This is a genomic window from Halomonas shengliensis (genome assembly GCF_900104135.1).
Lineage (GTDB): Bacteria > Pseudomonadota > Gammaproteobacteria > Pseudomonadales > Halomonadaceae > Halomonas > Halomonas shengliensis.
In genome coordinates this window covers 282942-301906 of sequence record NZ_FNIV01000004.1, presented here as the reverse complement: position 1 = coordinate 301906, position 18965 = coordinate 282942, and the positions used below count along the sequence as shown (strand labels likewise).

The following is an 18965-nucleotide window of genomic DNA, read 5'->3' as shown; positions in this document are numbered from 1 at the left end:
TCCCGTAAACTGTGGGGCATGTCCGATCCATCGAACAGGGAGCGTGAATGATCGAACCGGCCTTTCTCCTTGCCGCCTTCGTCGGCGGCCTCGGCGCCATCGCCATCCGACTGCCGCCACTGGTCGGCTTCCTGGTCGCCGGTTTCCTCCTCAACGCCCTGGGCTTCGACAGGACGCCCCTGCTCGACCTGATCTCCGACATCGGGGTCACCCTGCTGCTGTTCACCATCGGCCTGAAACTCGACGTGCGCACCCTGCTGCGCGGAGATGTCTGGGGCGGCGCCACCCTGCACATGCTGGGCTCGTCGCTGCTGTTCTTCGGCCTGCTGGCGCTGCTCAAGGGCTGGGGACTGAGCCTGCTGGCCGACAGCCAGTGGCAGACACTGCTGCTGCTGGGCTTCGCCCTCTCCTTCTCCAGCACGGTGTTCGTGATCAAGGTGCTGGAGAAGCGCAGCGAGACCCAGACCGCCTATGGCCGGCTCGCCATCGGCGTGCTGATCATGCAGGACATCTTCGCGGTGCTGTTCATCACTGCCTCCACCGGCAAGCTGCCCAGCGTCTGGGCGCTGGGCCTGGTACTGCTGATCCCCCTCGCTCCGCTGCTGCGCCAACTGCTCGACCGCCTTGGCCATGGCGAGATGCAGATCCTCTTCGGGATGCTGCTCGCCCTGGTACTAGGCTACTCCCTGTTCGAGGCGCTCGGGGTCAAGGGGGATCTCGGCGCCCTGATCATCGGCCTGCTGCTGGCGCCCCATCCCGCCGCCCAGACCCTGGCGCGGTCCATGTTCAACATCAAGGAGCTTCTGCTGGTGGGGTTCTTCCTGGGTATCGGCCTCACCGCCATGCCCGAGCTCAGCCACCTGAGCATGGCACTGCTGCTGCTGGCACTGCTGCCCCTCAAGAGCCTGCTCTACCAGCTGGTGTTCATGCGCTTCCCGATGCGTAACCGCACCTCGATCCTGGCGACCCTGAGCCTCTCCAACTACTCCGAGTTCGGGTTGATCGTGGGCGCCATCGCCGTCTCGGGAGGACTACTCGGGGAGGACTGGCTGATCGTGATCTCGCTGGCCGTGGCGCTGAGCTTCGGCCTCTCGGCGATGCTCAATGCCGTCAGCGAGGGCATCTATCGCTGGCTGGAGCCGCGCCTGCCCAAGCGACAACGCGGGGAGCTTTCCCCCAGCGACCGCCCCATCGAGGTGGGGGATGCCGAGGCCGTGGTGCTGGGCATGGGGCGCATCGGCCGCAGCGTCTATCGCCGCCTGCAGAAGCAGTATGGCCTGCGCGTGTTGGGTATCGACAGCAACCCGGCCAGCATCAAGATGCTTTCCAGCCGCGGCTTCAATGCCGTGGAGGGCGATGCGCTGGATTCCGACTTCTGGGACAAGCTGCTGATGTCACCCGGCGTGCACATGGTGGTACTGGCCATGCCTCACCATGCGGGTAACCTCTTCGCCCTCAAGCAGCTGCGCTCGCGCCAGTTCCCGGGCAAGATCACCGCCGTGGTCGAGTTCCCGGAAGAGATCGAGCCGATCCGGGAGCTGGGTGCCAGCGCGGTGTTCCACGTCTATGACGAGGCGGGCCGAGCCCTGGCGGACAGTGCCGCCGAGGAGTCAGGCATCGAGCCGGTCTCCAGCCACCTCGGCTGAGGCCCCGAACCGATGATGACAAGCGTGGCAGGGGTGGTTACCGTTAGCGGCTACGCGACACGTCAGGGACTACGCACATGGAAGAGTTCTTCACCTGGATCGGCAGGACGCTCGGCGAGGTCATCCGCTTCGTCGTCGACCTGCTGACCGGCTTCTTCGCCAACATCGGCGACTCCGCCCGCGGCTTTCTTCAGGGGCTGGCCGGTTCGCTGGGCATCTCCACCTCCATCGTCAGCCTGCTGATCCTGGTGGTCGGCCTGTGGATGCTGTGGAAGGCGTTCCGCGCCCTCACCCGCCGTGCCATCGTCGCCACCCTGGTCTGGCTGCTGCTGGGCTTCGTGGTGTTGAGCTGGCTCATATATTGACCGCCATCCCGACGTGAAAGCGCCGCCCCGAGGGGCGGCGCTTTTTAACGATAAAGGGAAGGTGGAATTTCCGTCGCGAGCTAAGATAGGCTGGCCGCAGCCGGAGCGCAGCTGCCGGAGTGTAGCCTGCTACATGAGGAGACGACCGGGCCGGCGCACCGGCACCGCCGGCGGCCAGGATTTCAAGCGCAGCAGGAAATCCCCCTTTCCTCATCAGGCCAGGGCCTTTTCCACCACCTCGTAGACGTTCGGCGAGAGCTCCTCGGCACGGATGCGCTCGAGCTCGGCCTTCATGAGTTCCTGGCGCGACTCGTCGAAGCGCGCCCAGCGGGTCAGCGGGGTGACCAGCCGCGCGGCGATCTCGGGATTGAGGCGATTGAGTTCAATCACGGTGTCGGCCAGCAGGCGGTAGCCCGCGCCGTCCAGGCGGTGGAAGTTGACCCGGTTCTGGCCGGCGAAGGTGCCGATCAGGGCGCGCACCTTGTTGGGGTTCTTCAGCGAGAAGGCCGGGTGCTCCATCAGGAACCTGACGCGTTCCAGCACGTCGGCCTGCGGGCGGGTCACCTGGATGGCGAACCACTGGTCCATCACCAGGGGATCGTGAGCCCACTTCTCGCCGAAGGCCTTGAGCGCCGGTTCGCTGAGCTCGTCGCGGCTGCTGTGGGTGAGCAGGGTCAGGGCATGGCGCACGTCGGTCATGTTGTGGTCGGCCGCGAACTGCTCCCGGGCCAGGGCCACGCCATCCTCGTCCTCGATGGCCATGAGATAGGCCAGCGCCACGTTCTTGAGGCTGCGCCGGGCGATCTGTTCCGGGGTCGGGGCGTAGGCCGCGTCGCTCTGGTTCTCGCGATAGACCCGCAGGAAGTCGTCGCGCAGCGCCATGGCCAGCCCCTGGCGCATGAACTCCCGGGCGGCGTGGATGGCGTCGACGTCCACCAGCGGCTGCTGCTCGGCGATATAGGCCTCGCTGGGCAGGGTGAGCATCTCGGCGAGCACCGCGCGATCCTCGGGCTCCCCCTCCAGCAGGCCACGGAAGGCCTCGATCACCCGCGGGTCCATCACCTTCTCCACCCCGTTACGGTGGGCGGCGATGAGGTCGTCCAGGGCCAGCATGGCCAGGCGCTGGCCGGCGTCCCAGCGGTTGAAGCCATCGCCGTCGTTGGCCAGCAGGAAGGCGAGGTCCTCGCGGCCGTAGGGGAAGCGCAGCTTCACCGGCGCCGAGAAGCCGCGCAGCAGCGAGGGCACCGGCGCCTCGCTAACATCGGTGAACAGGAACTCCTGCTCCGCCTCGCGCAGGTGGATCACGGCGTCGCTGCCCAGCGCCTCGCCCTCCAGGGTCAGCGGCAGGTCGCGGCCGCTCTTGGTGCCGACGAGGCCCAGGCGCACCGGGATGTGCAGCGGCTGCTTGTCGGGCTGGTCGGGGGTCGCCGGGGTGCGCTGACGCAGGATCAGGCGGTACTCGGCCTTGGCATAGTCATACTCGCCGAAGGCGTCGATCTCCGGGGTGCCGGCCTGGGAGTACCAGCGCAGGAACTGGGAAAGATCCAGGCCCGAGGCCTCGGCCATGCAGTCGACGAAGTCCTCGATGGTCACCGCCTGGCCGTCGAAGCGTTCGAAGTAGCGGTCGCTACCGCGGCGGAAGGCCTCCTCCCCCACCAGGTTGGCCAGCATGCGCACCACCTCGGCGCCCTTCTCGTAGATGGTCAGGGTGTAGAAGTTGCCGATCTCGATGTAGTGGTCGGGACGCACCGGGTGTGCGGTGGGGCCGGCATCCTCGGCGAACTGGGCGGTGCGGAAGAAGGAGACGTCCTCGATGCGCTTGACCGCCGGGGAGTTGGTGTCGGCGGAGAAGCACTGGTCACGATAGACGGTGAAACCCTCCTTGAGGGAGAGCTGGAACCAGTCGCGGCAGGTGACGCGGTTGCCGGACCAGTTGTGGAAGTACTCGTGGGCGACGATGCTCTCGACCCGCTGGAAGGCGGCATCGGTGGCGGTGTGGGGATGGGTCAGCACCGCCGCCGAGTTGAAGATGTTGAGCCCCTTGTTCTCCATGGCGCCCATGTTGAAGTCGTTGACCGCCACGATCATGAACAGGTCGAGGTCGTACTCGCGGCCGTAGGCCTCCTCGTCCCAGCGCATGGCGCGCTTCAGCGAGGCCATGGCGTGGTCGGTCTTGTCGAGGTTCTCCTCCTCCACCCAGATCTGCAGGGTCACCTCGCGACCGCTGGCGGTGGTGAAGGCGTCCTCGACCTTCTTCAGGTCGCCGGCCACCAGCGCGAACAGGTAGCTGGGCTTGGGGTGTGGGTCCTCCCAGGTGACGAAGTGGCGCCCATTCGGCAGCTCGCCGCGCTCCACCGGGTTGCCGTTGGAGAGCAGCACCGGCTCGCCGGGCCCGCCGATCACCGTGGTGGCGAAGGTGGCCATGACGTCGGGGCGGTCCGGGTAGAAGGTGATGCGCCGGAAGCCCTCCGCCTCGCACTGGGTGCAGTACATGCCGCTGGAGAGGTAGAGCCCCTCCAGGGCGGTGTTGGCCTCGGGCGCGATGGTCACCTCGGTGTCCAGGTGGAAGCGCTCGGGCACCCGATGCACCGTCAGGCTCGCCTCGTCCTGGCTGTACTCGTCCGCCTCCAGGGGCTCGCCGTCGAGGGCGATCGCCTCCAGGGTCAGGCCCTCGCCGTCGAGCATCAGCGGCTCGCCGGCCGTGCGCTCGGGGTGACGCTCGAGGTGCAGGCGCGCCTTGACCCGGGTGGCGGCGGGGTCGAGGTCGAAGGTGAGCTCGGTGTGGGTGACGCGGTAGGCAGGGGGACGGTAGTCGCTCAGGTAGGTCGCCTGGGGGTCGGACATGCGGGGTGCTCCTGTCGAGAATTGCGACCATTGTACGGCGCCGCGCCCCCCGACCTCAAAGCGCCCGTCACACTGCCGGCTCCGGCCGGGTGACGATCCAGGCCCCGAGCAGGGCGAGGCCGGCGATCAGGGCGAGCTTAAGCCACAGCAGGCTCACGGTGAGCGCCAGCACCAGCATCGACAGCGCCAGCATGGCGGCGGCGAGCCGCTTGGCATGGCGCGGGATGGCTCGCTCGCCCTCCCAGGCCAGCACCGCGGGGCCGAAGCGCGGGTGGGCGCGGATCCAGCCGGCCAGGCGCGGCGAGCTCCTGGTGGCGGCCCACACCGCCAGCAGCATGAAGCAGGTGGTGGGCATCAGCGGCACGAACACACCCACCACCCCCAGCGCGAAGCCGACGCCGGCGATGGCGAGGTAGACGAGGCGTTTGAGCTCGGACATCCGGCGCTCCCTTACCGACGATCTCTTCATTGAAGCGCAGGCGGGCCCGGCATGCCAATCGGGGCTGGCTATGGGGCCCTTAGCCGCGGGCCCGAGGCGGGATCAGTCGCGGAAGTTGTCGAACTGCAGCGGCAGGTCGGGGCCCTGCTCGCCGCGCAGCAGCGCCATCACCGCCTGGAGGTCGTCGCGCTTCTTGCCGGTGACGCGCACCTTCTCGCCCTGGATCTGGGCCTGCACCTTGAGCTTGGAGTCCTTGATGCGCTTGACGATGTCCTTGGCCTCCTTCTGCTCCAGGCCCTGCTTGAGGTGGGCCTGCTGGCGGGCGCGCACCCCGGAGAGCACCGGCTCCTGGACGTCGAGGCAGCGGGCATCGATGCCGCGGCCGATCAGCTTTCCGCGCAGCACGTCGAGCATCTGCTTGAGCTGGAAGTCCACCTCGGCCTCGAGGCTGACGGTGTCGCCCTCCAGGGTGAAGCCGGCGTCGACGCCCTTGAAGTCGAAGCGCGACTGGATCTCGCGGTTGGCCTGGTCGACGGCGTTGCTGGCCTCGTGCTTGTCGAACTCGGAGACGATATCGAAGGAGGGCATGACGGCTCCTGGGTCTGTCGATAGGGGGTTAGGGATGGCGCGATTCTATCAGGGCGCGGCCGCCGCCGCCTCCAGCGCCTTGACCATCTGCCAGGCGGCGCAGCCGTCCTCGTAGTACTCCGGCAGCCAGCGCTCGAGCCGGAAGCCCATGCGCCGGTAGAGGGCTAGGGCCACGCGGTTGTCGACCCGCACCTCCAGGCCCAGTCGGGCGCTGCCGCGGGCCACGGCGGCCGCCTCCAGCGCCTCGAGCAGCCGGCGCCCCAGGCCAGCGCCGCGGGCGTCGGGGTGGATGCCGAAGGAGTAGAGCCGCGCCCGGTCGCTGCCGTGGCGGAACAGCAGGGTGCCGTAGCCCAGCAGCCGAGCCGGGCTGAGGGCCTCGGCGTCGCGCTCCAGCACCCAGGTCTCGGCGTGGGCGCGGTTGAGCAGGTGCCAGAGCTGGCGGCGGCTGAAGCGGTCGCCGCTGAAGGCGCTCTCCTCCAGCCGGTAGAGGGCATCGAGATCATGGCCGGTGGCCCGGCGCAGCTGAACGGTCATCGGGTACTCCGCATGGAACACGCCGATTCTGGTGGCACCCAGGATCGCTGTCACCCGGGCGACAGCATGAAATCTTTTCACCCACGAAGGCGCTTGTCGCCACCGTGCGGCGATAGCATGCTGGCCGCTGTCCGGCCGCGCGCCGCCCTCCCCCATCGACCGGTAGCCCACGCCCATGTGCCCCTTGCGTATCGTCGTCGACCGCCTCGCCGACTGGCAGCCCTACTACCCCAGCGAGGACCTGATCACCGCCGAGGCGTACCTCTCGCTGGACCCACGCCACCGCGCCGCCGCCGAGGGCGAGCGCACCACCCACGTGATCAACCTGTGCGGCGAGCTCGACTACCTGGGCACCGGCTACTACGTCTCGCTGCTGGCCCAGGCCCGCGGCCAGCGGGTGCTGCCCACGGTGGAGACCCTCAACGAGCTGTCGCGCAAGGCACTGATCGACCTGCAGCTGGACACCCTGGCCCCGCTGCTCGGTGACCTGGCCCGCCACGAGCGCCTGGCCGGCGATACCCTCACCCTGAGGGTGATGTTCGGCGAGTGTCGCGAGCCGGGCCTCGAGCGCCTGGCGCGCAAGCTCTTCGAGCGACTGCCCTGCCCGCTGCTGGAGGCCAGGCTGGTGCGTCGCCACGACCAGTGGCGGCTGGCGCGCCTGCGGCCGCTGACCCTGCGCGACCTGGTGGGCGAGGAGCAGGACGCCTTCGCCGCCGCCTTGAACCGCCACTCGCGCCAGGTGTGGCGCACGCCGCGCGCGCGGCGCCGCTATCGCTTCGACCTGGCGATGCTGGTGGAACCGACCGAGGCGCTGCCGCCCAGCAACCGCGGGGCCCTCAAGGCCTTCATCCGCGCCGGGCGCCGGCTCGGCATCGACGTCTCGCTGATCACCCGCAAGGATGCCGGACGCCTGGCCGAGTTCGACGCCCTGTTCATCCGCGAGACCACCGCCCTGGACCACCACACCTATCGCATGGCGCGCCGCGCCGAGCACGAGGGACTGGTGGTGATCGACGCCCCCCGGGACATCCTGCGCTGCACCAACAAGGTCTACCTGCACGCCCTGCTGCGGGCCCGCGGCGTGCCGGCGCCGGATGGCGCCCTGCTGCGGCGTGGCGACCGCGGCCCCCTGGCCGAGCGCGTCGGCCATCTGGGCTTCCCGCTGGTGCTCAAGGTGCCCGACGGTGCCTTCTCCCGGGGCGTGGTCAAGGTGGAGAGCCTGGAGGCCCTGGAGCGTGAGGCGGCGCGGCTGTTCCGCGACTCCGCCCTGCTGCTGGTGCAGGAGTGGCTGCCCACCGAGTACGACTGGCGCATCGGGGTGCTGGATGGCCAGGTGCTGTTCGCCAGCCGCTACTACATGGCCCGCGGCCACTGGCAGATCTACGACCACTCCGGTGGCCGGGTGAAGAGCGGCGGCTTCACCACCCACGCCCCCGAGGAGGTGCCACCGGCGGTGATCAAGGCGGCGCTCAAGGCGTGCCGACTGATCGGCGACGGCCTCTACGGGGTCGACCTCAAGCAGGCCGGCGAGCGGGTGGTGGTGATCGAGGTCAACGACAACCCCAACATCGACGCCGGAATCGAGGACAGCGTGCTGGGCCGCGGCCTCTATGAGCGCATCATGGGGGTGTTCCTGTCACGCCTGGAGGCGCAGGTGCGCCAGGGGAGCTGACGCGCGGCACCGGCTCGCGTATGCTGGCGCCTTCCTAGACAAGCCTTGTACAGAACACGGAGCCAGGATGAACGATCGCGATACCCGCCACCGCCAGGCGATGCAGAAACTCAAGTCCCGGGTCGACGAGAAGGTGGCCGCCGCCACCGAGCAGCGCGGCCTGCTGCTGGTCTTCACCGGCAACGGCAAGGGCAAGACCACCGCCGCCTGGGGCACCGTCACCCGCGCCCTGGGCTATGGCTACCGGGTCGGGGTGGTGCAGTTCATCAAGGGCCAGTGGGAGTGTGGCGAGCGCGAGCGGCTGGTGGAGGACCCCAACCTCGAGGTCGCCATCATGGGCACCGGCTTTACCTGGGAGACCCAGAACCGCGAGGCGGACACCGCCGCCTGCCGCGAGGTGTGGGCCGACGCCGAGCGCATGCTGGCCGACCCCGGGGTCTACCTGGTGGTGCTCGACGAGATCACCTACATGCTCAAGTTCGGCTACCTGGACATCGACACGGTCCGGCGCGCCATCGAGAACCGTCCCGCCGAGCAGACGGTGATCGTCACCGGGCGCAACGCCCATCGCGACCTGCTGGCCATGGCCGACACCGTCACCGAGATGCAGGAGGTGCGCCATGCCTTCAACGCCGGCCTCCAGGCACGTCGCGGCATCGACTACTGAAATATCCATCAATTCAATAGTTTGAAAGAATTCTCGAGGGCGCCGTTGCCGGCTGGCAACACTCTATCCATATGAAATAAAAGAACTTTCCCTGGGCTGGCGAGTATTGTAGCGGCATGGCGACGCCTCGGCCCCGGCCCGGCGACGGCGACGCCGACCTGGATAACACAACCAGTTGATATTAAAAGGAATATAAGAACCTGGCCCGATAATTGCTCCTGTGGATGGTCGCACGCCCCGACGACCCGCCCTTCCCGCGCCTGATACCTGCGGGTGGGCCCTCAGCAAGGAGCAATGACGACCATGCGGATTACCATCTTCGGTTCCGGATACGTGGGCCTGGTGACCGGCGCCTGCCTGGCCGACGTGGGACATGACGTCCTCTGCGTCGACGTCGACGCCGACAAGATCGCGCGCCTCAACGAGGGCGAGGTACCGATCTATGAGCCCGGCCTGGAGGCGCTGATCCGCCAGAACCGGGCGGCCGGACGCCTGCGCTTCACCACCGATGCCGTCGAGGCCGTGGCCTTCGGCCTGCTGCAGTTCATCGCCGTGGGCACCCCTTCGGACGAGGACGGCAGCGCGGACCTGCGCCATGTGCTCAAGGTGGCCGAAACCATCGGCCGCCACATGACCCAGTACCGCATCATCGTCGACAAGTCGACGGTGCCGGTGGGCACCGCCAGCAAGGTGGAACGCGTGATCGCCGCCGAGCTCGATGGCCGCCGCCTGCAGCTCCCCTTCGATGTCTGCTCCAACCCCGAATTCCTCAAGGAAGGCGCCGCGATCGAGGACTTCTCGCGCGGCTCCCGAATCGTGGTGGGCACCGAGTCGGAGCGCGTGCGCAGCGCCATGCGCGAGTGCTACGGCCCCTACAACCGCAACCGCGACAAGCTGATGTTCATGGGGGTGCGCAGCGCCGAGCTGACCAAGTATGCGGCCAACGCCATGCTCGCCACCAAGATCAGCTTCATCAACGAGATCGCCAACCTCGCCGAACGCCTGGGCGCCGACATCGAGGAGGTCCGCCACGGCATCGGCAGCGACCCGCGCATCGGCTACCACTTCATCTACCCCGGTTGCGGCTACGGCGGCTCCTGCTTCCCCAAGGACGTCAAGGCGCTGGCGCATACCGCCGAGCATGTCGGCCACCCCGCCGAGATGATCGCCGCCGTGGAGCGCGTCAATGCGCGCCAGAAGAGCCGCCTGTTCGAGATGCTCTGCCAGGCCTTCCACGGCCAGCTGACCGGCAGGACCATCGCGCTGTGGGGCCTGGCCTTCAAGCCCAACACCGATGACATGCGCGAGGCCCCCAGCCGGGCGCTGATGGAGGCGCTGTGGGAGGCCGGTGCCCGGGTCCAGGCCTTCGATCCCGAGGCCGCCGACGAGTGTCGCCGGCTCTACGGCGAGCGTGACGACCTGGTGCTCGCCGGCTATCGCGACGAGGCCCTCGAGGGGGCCGATGCCCTGGTCATCTGCACCGAATGGAAGGCCTTCCGCACCGTCGACTTCGAGGCGCTGCGGGCCACCCTGCGTGAGCCGGTGGTGGTCGACGGCCGCAATCTCTTCCCCCCCGAGTCGGTCAAGGCCGCCGGCCTCGCCTACTACGCCATCGGCCGGGGTGACTCCGTGCGTCCCGTGCTCGCCTGAGGGGGCGTCGAGATGTCGAACCGACCTGACGATCGCTCCGTCGCCAGCAAGGTGACGGAGGTCACGACCTTCCTCCTCGGAATCGCCCTGCTGATCCTGGTGGTCGATGGCCTGCCGCTGGAGGTGTTCTCCGCCGAGTCGAAGAGCTTCTTCTTCGCCGTCGGGGCCGTGGGCATCTGGCGCTACAGCTGGTGGCTGATCCAGGCCGTGCGTTCGGTGTGGTACAACCGCCGGATCTTCCCGCGCCTGCGGGCCGAGGCGGATGCCCAGGGGGAGCAGGGCCTCCCCCCGGAGCTCTATGTGCTGTGCACCTCCTTCCGCATCGAGCCCGAGGTCAGCTTCCGGGTCTACGATGCCCTGGTCCGCGAGGTCGCCGACTACGGCGTGCCCACCACCATCTTCGCCTCGCTGTCGGACCGCACCGACGTGGACATCATCACACACGTCATGGACGACAACGGCTGGCCGGAGAACATCGAGCTGCGCTACATGTTCCAGAAGGGTGACGGCAAGCGCTCGGCCATGGCCGAGGTGCTGCGCGCCATCTCGCGGCGCATGCCGACGCCGGGCGCCCTGCTGGTCTCCATGGACGGCGATATCCGCCTCGAGCCGGGCACCCTGTCGCGCTCGCTGTCGTTCTTCGGCGTCCAGGAGGACCTGGGGGCCCTGACCACCAACAACAGCGCCATCGTCACCGGAGGCGATGCCACCAAGGAGTGGTACGACATCCGCTATGCCCAGCGCCACCTGGTGATGAGCTCGATGTCGGTCTCCCGCCGCCTGCTGGTGCTGACCGGCCGCTACAGCGCCTTCCGGACCGAACTGGCGACCCAGCCCGACTTCATCGAGCTGGTGGAGAACGACCACGTCGACCACTGGCGCTTCGGCACCTTCAAGTTCCTCTCCGGCGACGACAAGTCGACCTGGTACTGGTTGCTGAAGAACGGCTGGCGGATGCTCTACATCCCGGATGTGCATGTCTCGGGGTTCGAGGAGCTGCCCGACCGCAGGCGCTTCTTCACGTCGACCACCGACCTGATGCGTCGCTGGTACGGCAACATGCTGCGCACCAGCAACCGGGCCATCGCCCTGGGACCAAGACCCATGGGCCTGTTCACCTGGTGGAGCCTGGTCGACCAGCGACTCTCCATGTGGACCACCCTGATCGGCCCCACGGTGGCCCTGCTGGTGACCCTGTTCATCCGCCCCTCGTTCATCTTCGCCTACGCCCTGTGGATCCTCTTCACCCGCGGCATCGTGACGCTGATCCTGGCCTGGCAGCACGGGCGCTTCAGCCTGCTGTGGGTGCCCCTGATCTACTACAACCAGGTGTGGGGTGCGCTGCTCAAGACCTATGTCAGCTTCCGCTTCAACCGCCAGAAGTGGTCGCGCCAGGGCATCTCCGCTGGCGAGCCCGACGACCCGGCGGCCGTGAAGCGCCAGCGGCGCATGGGCCATGTGCTGCACGCCTTCGCCTACGGCGTGCTGCTCTACGTGCTGATCCTCGCCACCGGCGTCCTGCAGCCCCCGGACCGCACCTCGCTGGCCATCCTCACCGACGGCAGCCCGGCGTCAGCGTCACGGGTGGACGAACGCTGGCTGTCGCTGGCCATCGCCGATGCCCCGGAGGGCGGCAGCGTGCAGCTGCCGGCCGGCGACTTCCGCCTCGACGACGGCCTGCTGGAGGCGCTCGAGGGGCTGGACCGTCCCCGGGCGGGCCACCTGCTGGGCGCCACGGGGGGCACCACCCGCCTGATCGTCAGTTCCGCGCTGGCCAGCCACCTGAGCGACGGCCGCGGACGGCCCATCGCCGAGGCGGCGGCCTGCCCGCAGCCAGCCGGCTGCACCCTGACACTGACGCACCACTCGATACGTCTGAAGGGCCTGCGGATCCGGGTGGATGCCGGCCGTTCCGGCGACACCCTGGCGTCGGCCAAACAACAGAGCAAGGAGAAGGCAAAGGATGTCTGATCATCATCCCGACATGAACGGCATCGACCGCAACGAGCCGCGCCTGGGCCCCATCGCCCATCGAGGCGAGGGACGCCATCACGAGAGAATCTACCACGAGCGACGCGACGAACGCCGCTTCATCCGCGTCTCGCCGCCTTTCCGGGTCCGCCTCGAGGATGGCCAGGAGCTCCCCGGTGCCGATGTCTCGGTGGGCGGCTTCGCGGTTCGCACCTCACGGCCGCTGCACCCGGGCGAGCGCCTCTCGGCCTCGCTGCTGCTGACCGCCGGGGCCAGCGAGCTGATCGTGCCGGTGCGCGCCGAATGCCGCCATGCCACCGCCGAGCAGGGCGGGAGACACCACGTCAACGGCTTCGAGATCACGGATATCGAGCCACCCCATCGCGAACTGCTGCGTCAGGTGGTTCGCAGCTGCCTGACCGGGCGCCAGCCCAGCATCGAGTCGCTGATGGAGGGCGAGGATCCCCAGACCCCGCGCAAGCGCCAGGCGACCCACAACTCGCCCCTGCCGCCGTCGCGCCCGCCCAAGCCGCGGGGACGCTACCTGCTGCTGTTCGCCGCCATCGGCGTGCTCGCGATCGCGGCCGCGGCGACGGCCTACCGCAACTTCATGCTGATCGAACCGAGCTTCGCCGCGGTCACCGCGCCACGGATCGATATCCGTGCCCCGGGCCCCGGCATCCTCGAGGCCCACGACCTGCAGGCCGGCGACCGGGTCGAGCGCGACCAGGCGCTGACCAGCATCGCCAACAGCGACCTGAAGTCGGAGCTGATCCTCTCCCGGGCCTCGCTGAACTACAACGAGCAGCTGATCGCCAACCTGAAGGAGCACCTGGAATCGGCCGGCGGCGGCCAGGTCAGCATCGCCAGCTCCGCGCGTCCCGAGAGCGGCGAGGCGATGAGCTTCGAGACGGTATCGCCGGAGATCGCCCAGGCACGCATCGAGCAGTTCGAGACGGCACGCGATCTGGAGAGCTCCCGCATCACCGCCCTGGAGGCGCGCCAGGCCAGCAACGACATCTACAGCCCCTGCGAGTGCCTGGTGGCCTGGGCGCTCTCCAGCGCCGACGGCACCTACGTCAACGAGAGCGAGCGGATCATGACCCTGATCCGCACCGGCGAGGACGATGTCATGGTCGAGGCGCTGGTCCACATGGACGACATCGAGCGCATCGAGCCCAACCAGACGGCCTACGTCTCGCTGCCCAACGCCTCGACCCCAATCCGCGCCCGGGTGCGCAACGTGGCGCTCGATGTCGAGCGCCAGCCGCGCGCCGGCTTCCCCAGCTGGGTCCGCCAGCAGCAGAACGTGGCCAGCGTGCTGCTGGTGCCCGAGAAGGACCTGCCGGCGGAGAGCGTCGGCAAGCCGGTGGATGTGCGCTTCACCGAGGCCCCGCTGCTGGGTGCCACCGCCGAGTGGGTGTGGCAGGGCATGCGGGCCGTGATCCAGCTCGGCGAGCGCGTCTACCGTGCCGCCACCCAGGAGGAAGAAACCCGCGAGGCGGGGTGATCCAAAGCCACCGACGCCGCGACGCCTCGGCGCCGCGGCCCTGCGTCAAGGAGACGCCATGCGCATGACATCAACCGATTCCCGGCGACTGACACTGCTCCTCACCGCCCTGCTGTCGGGCCTCGCCTCGGCGGGCGCCTCGGCGCAGCAGGACGAGGCGCCGACCCTCTCCTATCCGCGAGTCGAACCCTGTTCGGCGCGCTATCCACTGGTGGCCTCCCCGCAGCCGGACCTCTCCGCCGAGGAGGCCCGGACGGGGGTGCGCCAGGGCTTCGGCACCACCCGTGACTGGGGGGTCGAGAAGAACGTCGAGCTGCTCGACGCCGACGCGACCGGCCTAGGCAAGCCGGGCCTGCGCGTCCACTACCCTGAGGGCACCTCCTCCCCCGGCGACACCGAGAAGGGCGGTGCCGGCTTCTATGCCGACCCGGCGGGCCTGGCCGGAGCCGAACGGGCCTGCCTCACCTACCAGGTGCGCTTCGAGCCGGGGTTCGACTTCGTCAAGGGCGGCAAGCTGCCGGGCCTCTACGGCGGCGACGCCCCCAGCGGCGGCGACGAGGTCGACGGCGAGAGCGGCTTCTCGATGCGCTTCATGTGGCGCGAGGCCGGCCAGGGCGAGCTCTACGAGTACGTGGCCAGCCAGGACGAGGAATTCGGCGCCTCCGTGGGCCGCGGGCTGTGGAGCTTCCCCACCGGCGAGTGGGTCACCATCGAGCAGGAGCTGGTGCTCAACACGCCCGGTGAGGCCGACGGCCTGGCCCGGGTGTGGATCGACGGCGCGCCGGTGCTCGAGCAGGGCGAGATCGTCTACCGCACCACCGATGAGGTGACCATCGATGGCCTGATGTTCTCGACCTTCTTCGGCGGCAACGGCAAGGCCTGGCGCACCCCGGTCGACCAGCATGCCGACTTCGCCGCCTTTCGCTTCTACGCCCCCTCGCCCTAAGCGGGGCGTATCCCACCTCACAAGGAGTGACACCCGCCATGTCCCAGGCCCGTTCCGGACTGCCCCACCGGCCCCTCGCCGCCACCCTGATCCTGCTGTTCGCCGGGCTGTCGGGCGGCGCAGGCGCCCAGGAGATGGACATCCTCACCATCGAGGAGCGCGAGGCGCTGGACCTCTCGGAGTATCGCGTCACCGCCCCCGACGCCGGCTACTTCGACGTGGCGGCCCGTATGGAGGAGCTCGCCGACACCGACAACGCCATCCTGCTCCAGGAGCTCGACGACCTCTCCCGGGGGCCGAGCTGCCAGCAGCTCATGGCGTACGAGCCCATCACCACCCAGTTGCGGGTCCCCGGCTACTACCCCAATCCGGAGGCATGGGAGCTCGCCTCGGAGCCGCTGTTCCAGTTCGAGGACAACGTCTCGATGCTGGCCGGCAGCTTCGTCGCCAGCGGCGACGACTACTACGCCGAGTGCCTGGTTCGCTTCCTCGACCATTGGGCCCAGCAGGAGGCGCTGACCGACTTCTACTACGACTCCGTCGAGCCCCAGGCGTGGTTCGCCACCGAGTCGATGATCTTCGCCGCCGCCATGGCCTACGCCACCGTGCGCCCCTTCGTGGAAGGCATGCAGGAGGAGCGCGAGCGCGTCGAGACATGGCTCAACGGCCTGGCCCACCAGCACGCCGATATCCCCGGCGGCGTGGGCAACAGCTGCTGCAACAACCACTTCTACCGCCGGGCGCTCTACGCCAGCATGGTCGGCGTGCTCACCGAGGACGACGAGCTGTTCCGCTTCGGGGTCAGCGCCATCCATGCCGCGCTGCACGATATGACCGAGGAGGGCGCCTTTCCGCTGGAGGTCTCCCGGGGGCGGCGCGCCACCCACTACCAGAACTATGGCCTGCTCTACCTGATCACCAACATGCAGGTCATCGCCCGCCAGGGCTACGACATCTTCGAGCTCGAGGTCGACGGCCGTAGCATCCATGACGCCGTCGACTTCCTCTTCGCGATCCTCGATGACCCCGCCGCCCTGGGCGATGTCGCCCCCCTCGAGCAGTACACCGGCTTTCTCAAGGACCCCCAGTACTTCACCTGGATGGAGATCTACCTGAAGCGCTTCGATGACCCCCGCGTCGAGGACTTCATCCGCCGGGTACGCCCCCTCTACAACCGCAGTGCCGGCGGCTACATCACCCTCTACTTCATGGATCCCGACGCCCAGCGGCATGTCGTCCTCGACGAGGAGAAACAGGAGACCACCGCCTTCAAGGGGATGGGGCAGGAGTGATGCCCCACTGTCAGCCGTCATCCAACGATCACCGCGAGGACCCAACCCCATGAACACCACCCCGACCGACCTCCCCACCCTCCCGCATGCCAGGGGACTGCGCCTGATGGCCTCGGCCAGCCTGCTGGTGCTGCTCACGGGATGCGCCGTCACCGATAGCGCCCCCCAGGCCACCGCCCCCCTGTCCGAGCCCTACCAGGCCTGGTTCGAGGATGGCCAGCCACGCAACCTCGAGTGGAGGCACAAACAGCTCGTCAAGAAGGCCGACGAGGCGATCGCTGCCGGCAACCCCCGTGAGGCCATCCGGCTACTCACCGGCCTTGCCAACCAGGGATTTCCCCAGGGGCACTACGAGCTGGGCAAGCTCTATGACCAGGGAAAGGCCATGGAACGGGACCCTGCCCAGGCGGCCGAGCACTACGCCCTGGCGGTACGCACTCCTTCCTATATCCGTGGCCATGCCGCCCTCAACCTGGCGAAGCTCTATCGTGAGGGCGACGGCGTCGAGCGCAATGACCTGCTTGCCTACCACCTGCTGCGCCTGGCGGTGGAAGAGGAAGTGGGCCGCGACGAGCGGGTGATGCTCGCGGCACTATTGCGGGAAGGCGGCGACGGGGTGTCGGCCAACCCGGAACGTGCGGCCAAGCTCTATGCCATCGAGGCCGAGCAGGGCCAGGAGGAGGCGCTCAAGGCGCTGGCGGAGGCCCATGCCCCCGGTGGCTGGCTCGACGAAAAGCCCGAACGTGCCATGGACTACGCCCGGCGCTACGCCGAGGCACTGCGCAAGCGCGCCGCAGCCGGCGAGACCACGGCCATGCGACAATTGGCGGGTCTGCATGCGCCCGACGGCCTGCTCGGCGACCAGCCCGCACAGCGTTTGCATTGGCTGCGTCAGGCGGCCGAGGCCGGCGACAAGGATGCACTGGGCAATGCCGGGAGTGCCCTGCTGGACGCCGGAGAGACCCGACAAGGCATCAGGATGCTCGAGGAGGCCGCGGAACGCGGTGATGTCGATGCCATGACCCAGCTGGGCAGGATACTGGTCGATCCCGAACGGGCGCCCACACGGCCGACGGCCGGCAAGCGCTGGCTCGAGCAGGCCGTGGAGGCCGGGGATATCGACGCCATGGAGGCCCTCGGCACCACGCTGGTGGCCGAGGCCCGTCGGCGGGCGCAGGCCATGGGGACGCCTCGCGACAATGCCGCGAGTCCCGACGCCCCCTCCGCCGGCCTCGCCGACCCGCCTCGCTTCACCCCGCCCGAGGTCGAGCGCGGCATCGCCCTGCTCGAGCGCGCCGCCGAGCAGGACCACGCCCTGGCGATGGCCCGGCTGGGTGACCTCTACCTCGCCGGCGAGCTGGTGCCCAGCCAGCCCTATCTCGCCATCGACTACCTGAAGCACGCCCACGAGCTGGGTCACCCCTGGGCCACCCAGCAGCTGGGCGCCGCCTACCTGGAGGGCCGCGGTGTCCCCCAGGATGGACGCCGCGCCGAGGGCCTGCTGCGCGACGCCGCACAACAGGGCCAGCCAGCGGCGCTGCGCCTGCTCGGCGAGGCCCACCTCCAGGAGCAGGGGCCCCTGCCCTTCCACCCCAGCCGCGCCGAGTCGCTGCTGGAGGAGGCGCTGGAGGCCGGCGATGACACCGCCATGGCGGTGCTTGGCGAGGCCTACCTGAGGGGGCCGCTGCCGGAGAACGCCGAGCGTGGTCGAGCCCTGCTCGAGAGGGCGGCACGCCAGGGCGACGCCAACGCCATGCTGGTGCTGGGGCGTGCCTACCGCGACGGCGAGGGGGTCGGCCGGGATCTCGACGAGGCCACCCGCTGGGTGACGCGGGCACGGGAGGCCGGGCACACGGGCGCCGAGGAGGTCATGACCGGGGTCAACCGCAGGAAGGGGGCTCGCGGCGACATCAACGCGCTGATCGCCGCCGCCGAGCAGGGTCACCCCGGGGCCATGGCCGACCTGGGCCGTGCCTTCCTCGACGGCCGGGGCGTGCAGGCCAACCCTCGGGCCGCCCGCCGCTGGCTCGAGCAGGCGGCGAACGCCGGCCACATCGGGGCACGTGCCGAGCTCGGCGAGATGCTGCTCGACGGCGAGCCCAGGCGCGCCCTGTCGCTGCTGCAGGCCGCCGCCGACGCCGGCCACCAGGGGGCACGCCTGACCCTCGGCCAGGCCTACCTGAAGGGTGGCCCCGTCGAGGCCGACGCCGAGCGCGCCATCGGCTACCTGCGCCCCCTTGCCGAGGCGGGCAACCCCCACGCGGCCCGTGAGCTCGGGGTCGCCTATCAGGAGGGCCTGGGGGTGGCGGCCGATCCCGAGCAGGCCCGCAAGTGGCTGGAGCGCGCCGCCGAGAGCGGTGACCTCGCCTCACGGGCCAACCTGGGCCGCGCGCTGCTGCGCGGCGAGAACGGTATTCCCCGAGACGGTGAGCGCGGCAAGGCGCTGCTGCAGGAGGCCGCCCAGCAGGGCCATCCCGGGGCCATGGCCACCCTGGGCCGGGAGTACATCCGCGGCGAGAACCTCGAACAGGACGTCCGCCAGGGCGCCGACTACCTGCTGAAGGCGGCCGAGCAGGGCCACCCCAGCGCCCGCCTGGCGCTGGCCAAGGCCTACCTGGCGGCCAACGGCCTGGAGAATGCCAGTCGCGAGCAGGCCCTGGTGTGGCTCGATAGCGTCATGCAGGGCGACAGCGGCATGGCGGTGCAGACCCTCCACGAGCTGCTCTCCGACGAGAGTGCCGCCGAGGCCCTGGAGGTGGCGGCGGCGGAGTGATCCGCCAGCGCTCCCCGCAACGCGAAGGCCGGCCCCCGAGGGGGCCGGCCTTCCTGCTTCCGGGCGGT

14 protein-coding genes are annotated in these 18965 nt (G+C 69.2%); 10 read left to right on the top strand and 4 right to left on the bottom strand.

The window, feature by feature from the left end:
* Positions 1–47: 47 nt before the first annotated feature.
* Positions 48–1646 (top strand): cation:proton antiporter family protein, encoded by a 1599-nt coding sequence (locus BLP95_RS08260; RefSeq protein ID WP_176760251.1) that lies wholly within the window; start codon positions 48–50, stop codon positions 1644–1646.
* Positions 1647–1723: 77 nt separating this feature from the next.
* Entirely contained in the window at positions 1724–2011 is a 288-nt protein-coding gene (locus BLP95_RS08255) for a hypothetical protein (protein WP_089678129.1), read from the top strand.
* A 213-nt stretch (positions 2012–2224) separates the two neighbouring features.
* On the opposite strand, the gene pepN is transcribed toward BLP95_RS08255, so the two are convergent.
* From pepN to BLP95_RS08235, 4 genes are all read right to left on the bottom strand, one after another.
* Positions 2225–4855 carry an aminopeptidase N gene (gene pepN / locus BLP95_RS08250; RefSeq protein ID WP_089678127.1) on the bottom strand — a complete coding sequence of 877 codons (2631 nt, stop codon included), beginning with the start codon at positions 4853–4855 and terminating at the stop codon, positions 2225–2227.
* A gap of 67 nt (positions 4856–4922) precedes the next feature.
* Complete coding sequence (locus tag BLP95_RS08245) at positions 4923–5294, bottom strand: YbaN family protein (RefSeq protein WP_023005623.1); 372 nt, start codon at positions 5292–5294, stop codon at positions 4923–4925.
* Between the two features lie 102 nt (positions 5295–5396).
* Complete coding sequence (locus BLP95_RS08240) at positions 5397–5882, bottom strand: YajQ family cyclic di-GMP-binding protein (RefSeq protein ID WP_023005622.1); 486 nt, start codon at positions 5880–5882, stop codon at positions 5397–5399.
* Between the two features lie 48 nt (positions 5883–5930).
* On the bottom strand, positions 5931–6416 hold the full coding sequence (locus BLP95_RS08235; protein WP_023005621.1) for a GNAT family N-acetyltransferase: 486 nt from the start codon (positions 6414–6416) through the stop codon (positions 5931–5933).
* A gap of 175 nt (positions 6417–6591) precedes the next feature.
* Between BLP95_RS08235 and BLP95_RS08230 the strand changes: the two genes are divergently transcribed.
* From BLP95_RS08230 to BLP95_RS08195, 8 genes are all read left to right on the top strand, one after another.
* A complete protein-coding gene (locus tag BLP95_RS08230; protein ID WP_089678125.1) occupies positions 6592–8088 on the top strand; it encodes a RimK family protein in 1497 nt (498 codons plus the stop codon).
* Between the two features lie 67 nt (positions 8089–8155).
* Positions 8156–8755, top strand: coding sequence for a cob(I)yrinic acid a,c-diamide adenosyltransferase (gene cobO / locus BLP95_RS08225; protein WP_089678124.1), 600 nt, complete (start codon positions 8156–8158; stop codon positions 8753–8755).
* A gap of 303 nt (positions 8756–9058) precedes the next feature.
* Positions 9059–10405, top strand: coding sequence for a UDP-glucose dehydrogenase family protein (locus BLP95_RS08220; RefSeq protein ID WP_089678122.1), 1347 nt, complete (start codon positions 9059–9061; stop codon positions 10403–10405).
* Positions 10406–10417: 12 nt separating this feature from the next.
* Positions 10418–12376: a glycosyltransferase gene (locus tag BLP95_RS08215; protein ID WP_089678120.1), complete on the top strand. Its 1959-nt coding sequence runs from the start codon at positions 10418–10420 to the stop codon at positions 12374–12376.
* On the top strand, positions 12369–13886 hold the full coding sequence (locus BLP95_RS08210; protein ID WP_089678118.1) for a PilZ domain-containing protein: 1518 nt from the start codon (positions 12369–12371) through the stop codon (positions 13884–13886). Before BLP95_RS08215 ends, BLP95_RS08210 begins: the two co-directional genes overlap by 8 nt.
* Positions 13887–13944: 58 nt before the next feature.
* A complete protein-coding gene (locus tag BLP95_RS08205) occupies positions 13945–14832 on the top strand; it encodes a polysaccharide lyase (protein ID WP_089678116.1) in 888 nt (295 codons plus the stop codon).
* Between the two features lie 38 nt (positions 14833–14870).
* The gene (locus BLP95_RS08200) at positions 14871–16124 is read left to right on the top strand and encodes an alginate lyase family protein (protein ID WP_245678713.1); all 1254 of its coding nucleotides are present in this window, start codon (positions 14871–14873) and stop codon (positions 16122–16124) included.
* Positions 16125–16173: 49 nt separating this feature from the next.
* Positions 16174–18897, top strand: coding sequence for a tetratricopeptide repeat protein (locus BLP95_RS08195; protein WP_089678114.1), 2724 nt, complete (start codon positions 16174–16176; stop codon positions 18895–18897).
* Positions 18898–18965: the final 68 nt, after the last annotated feature.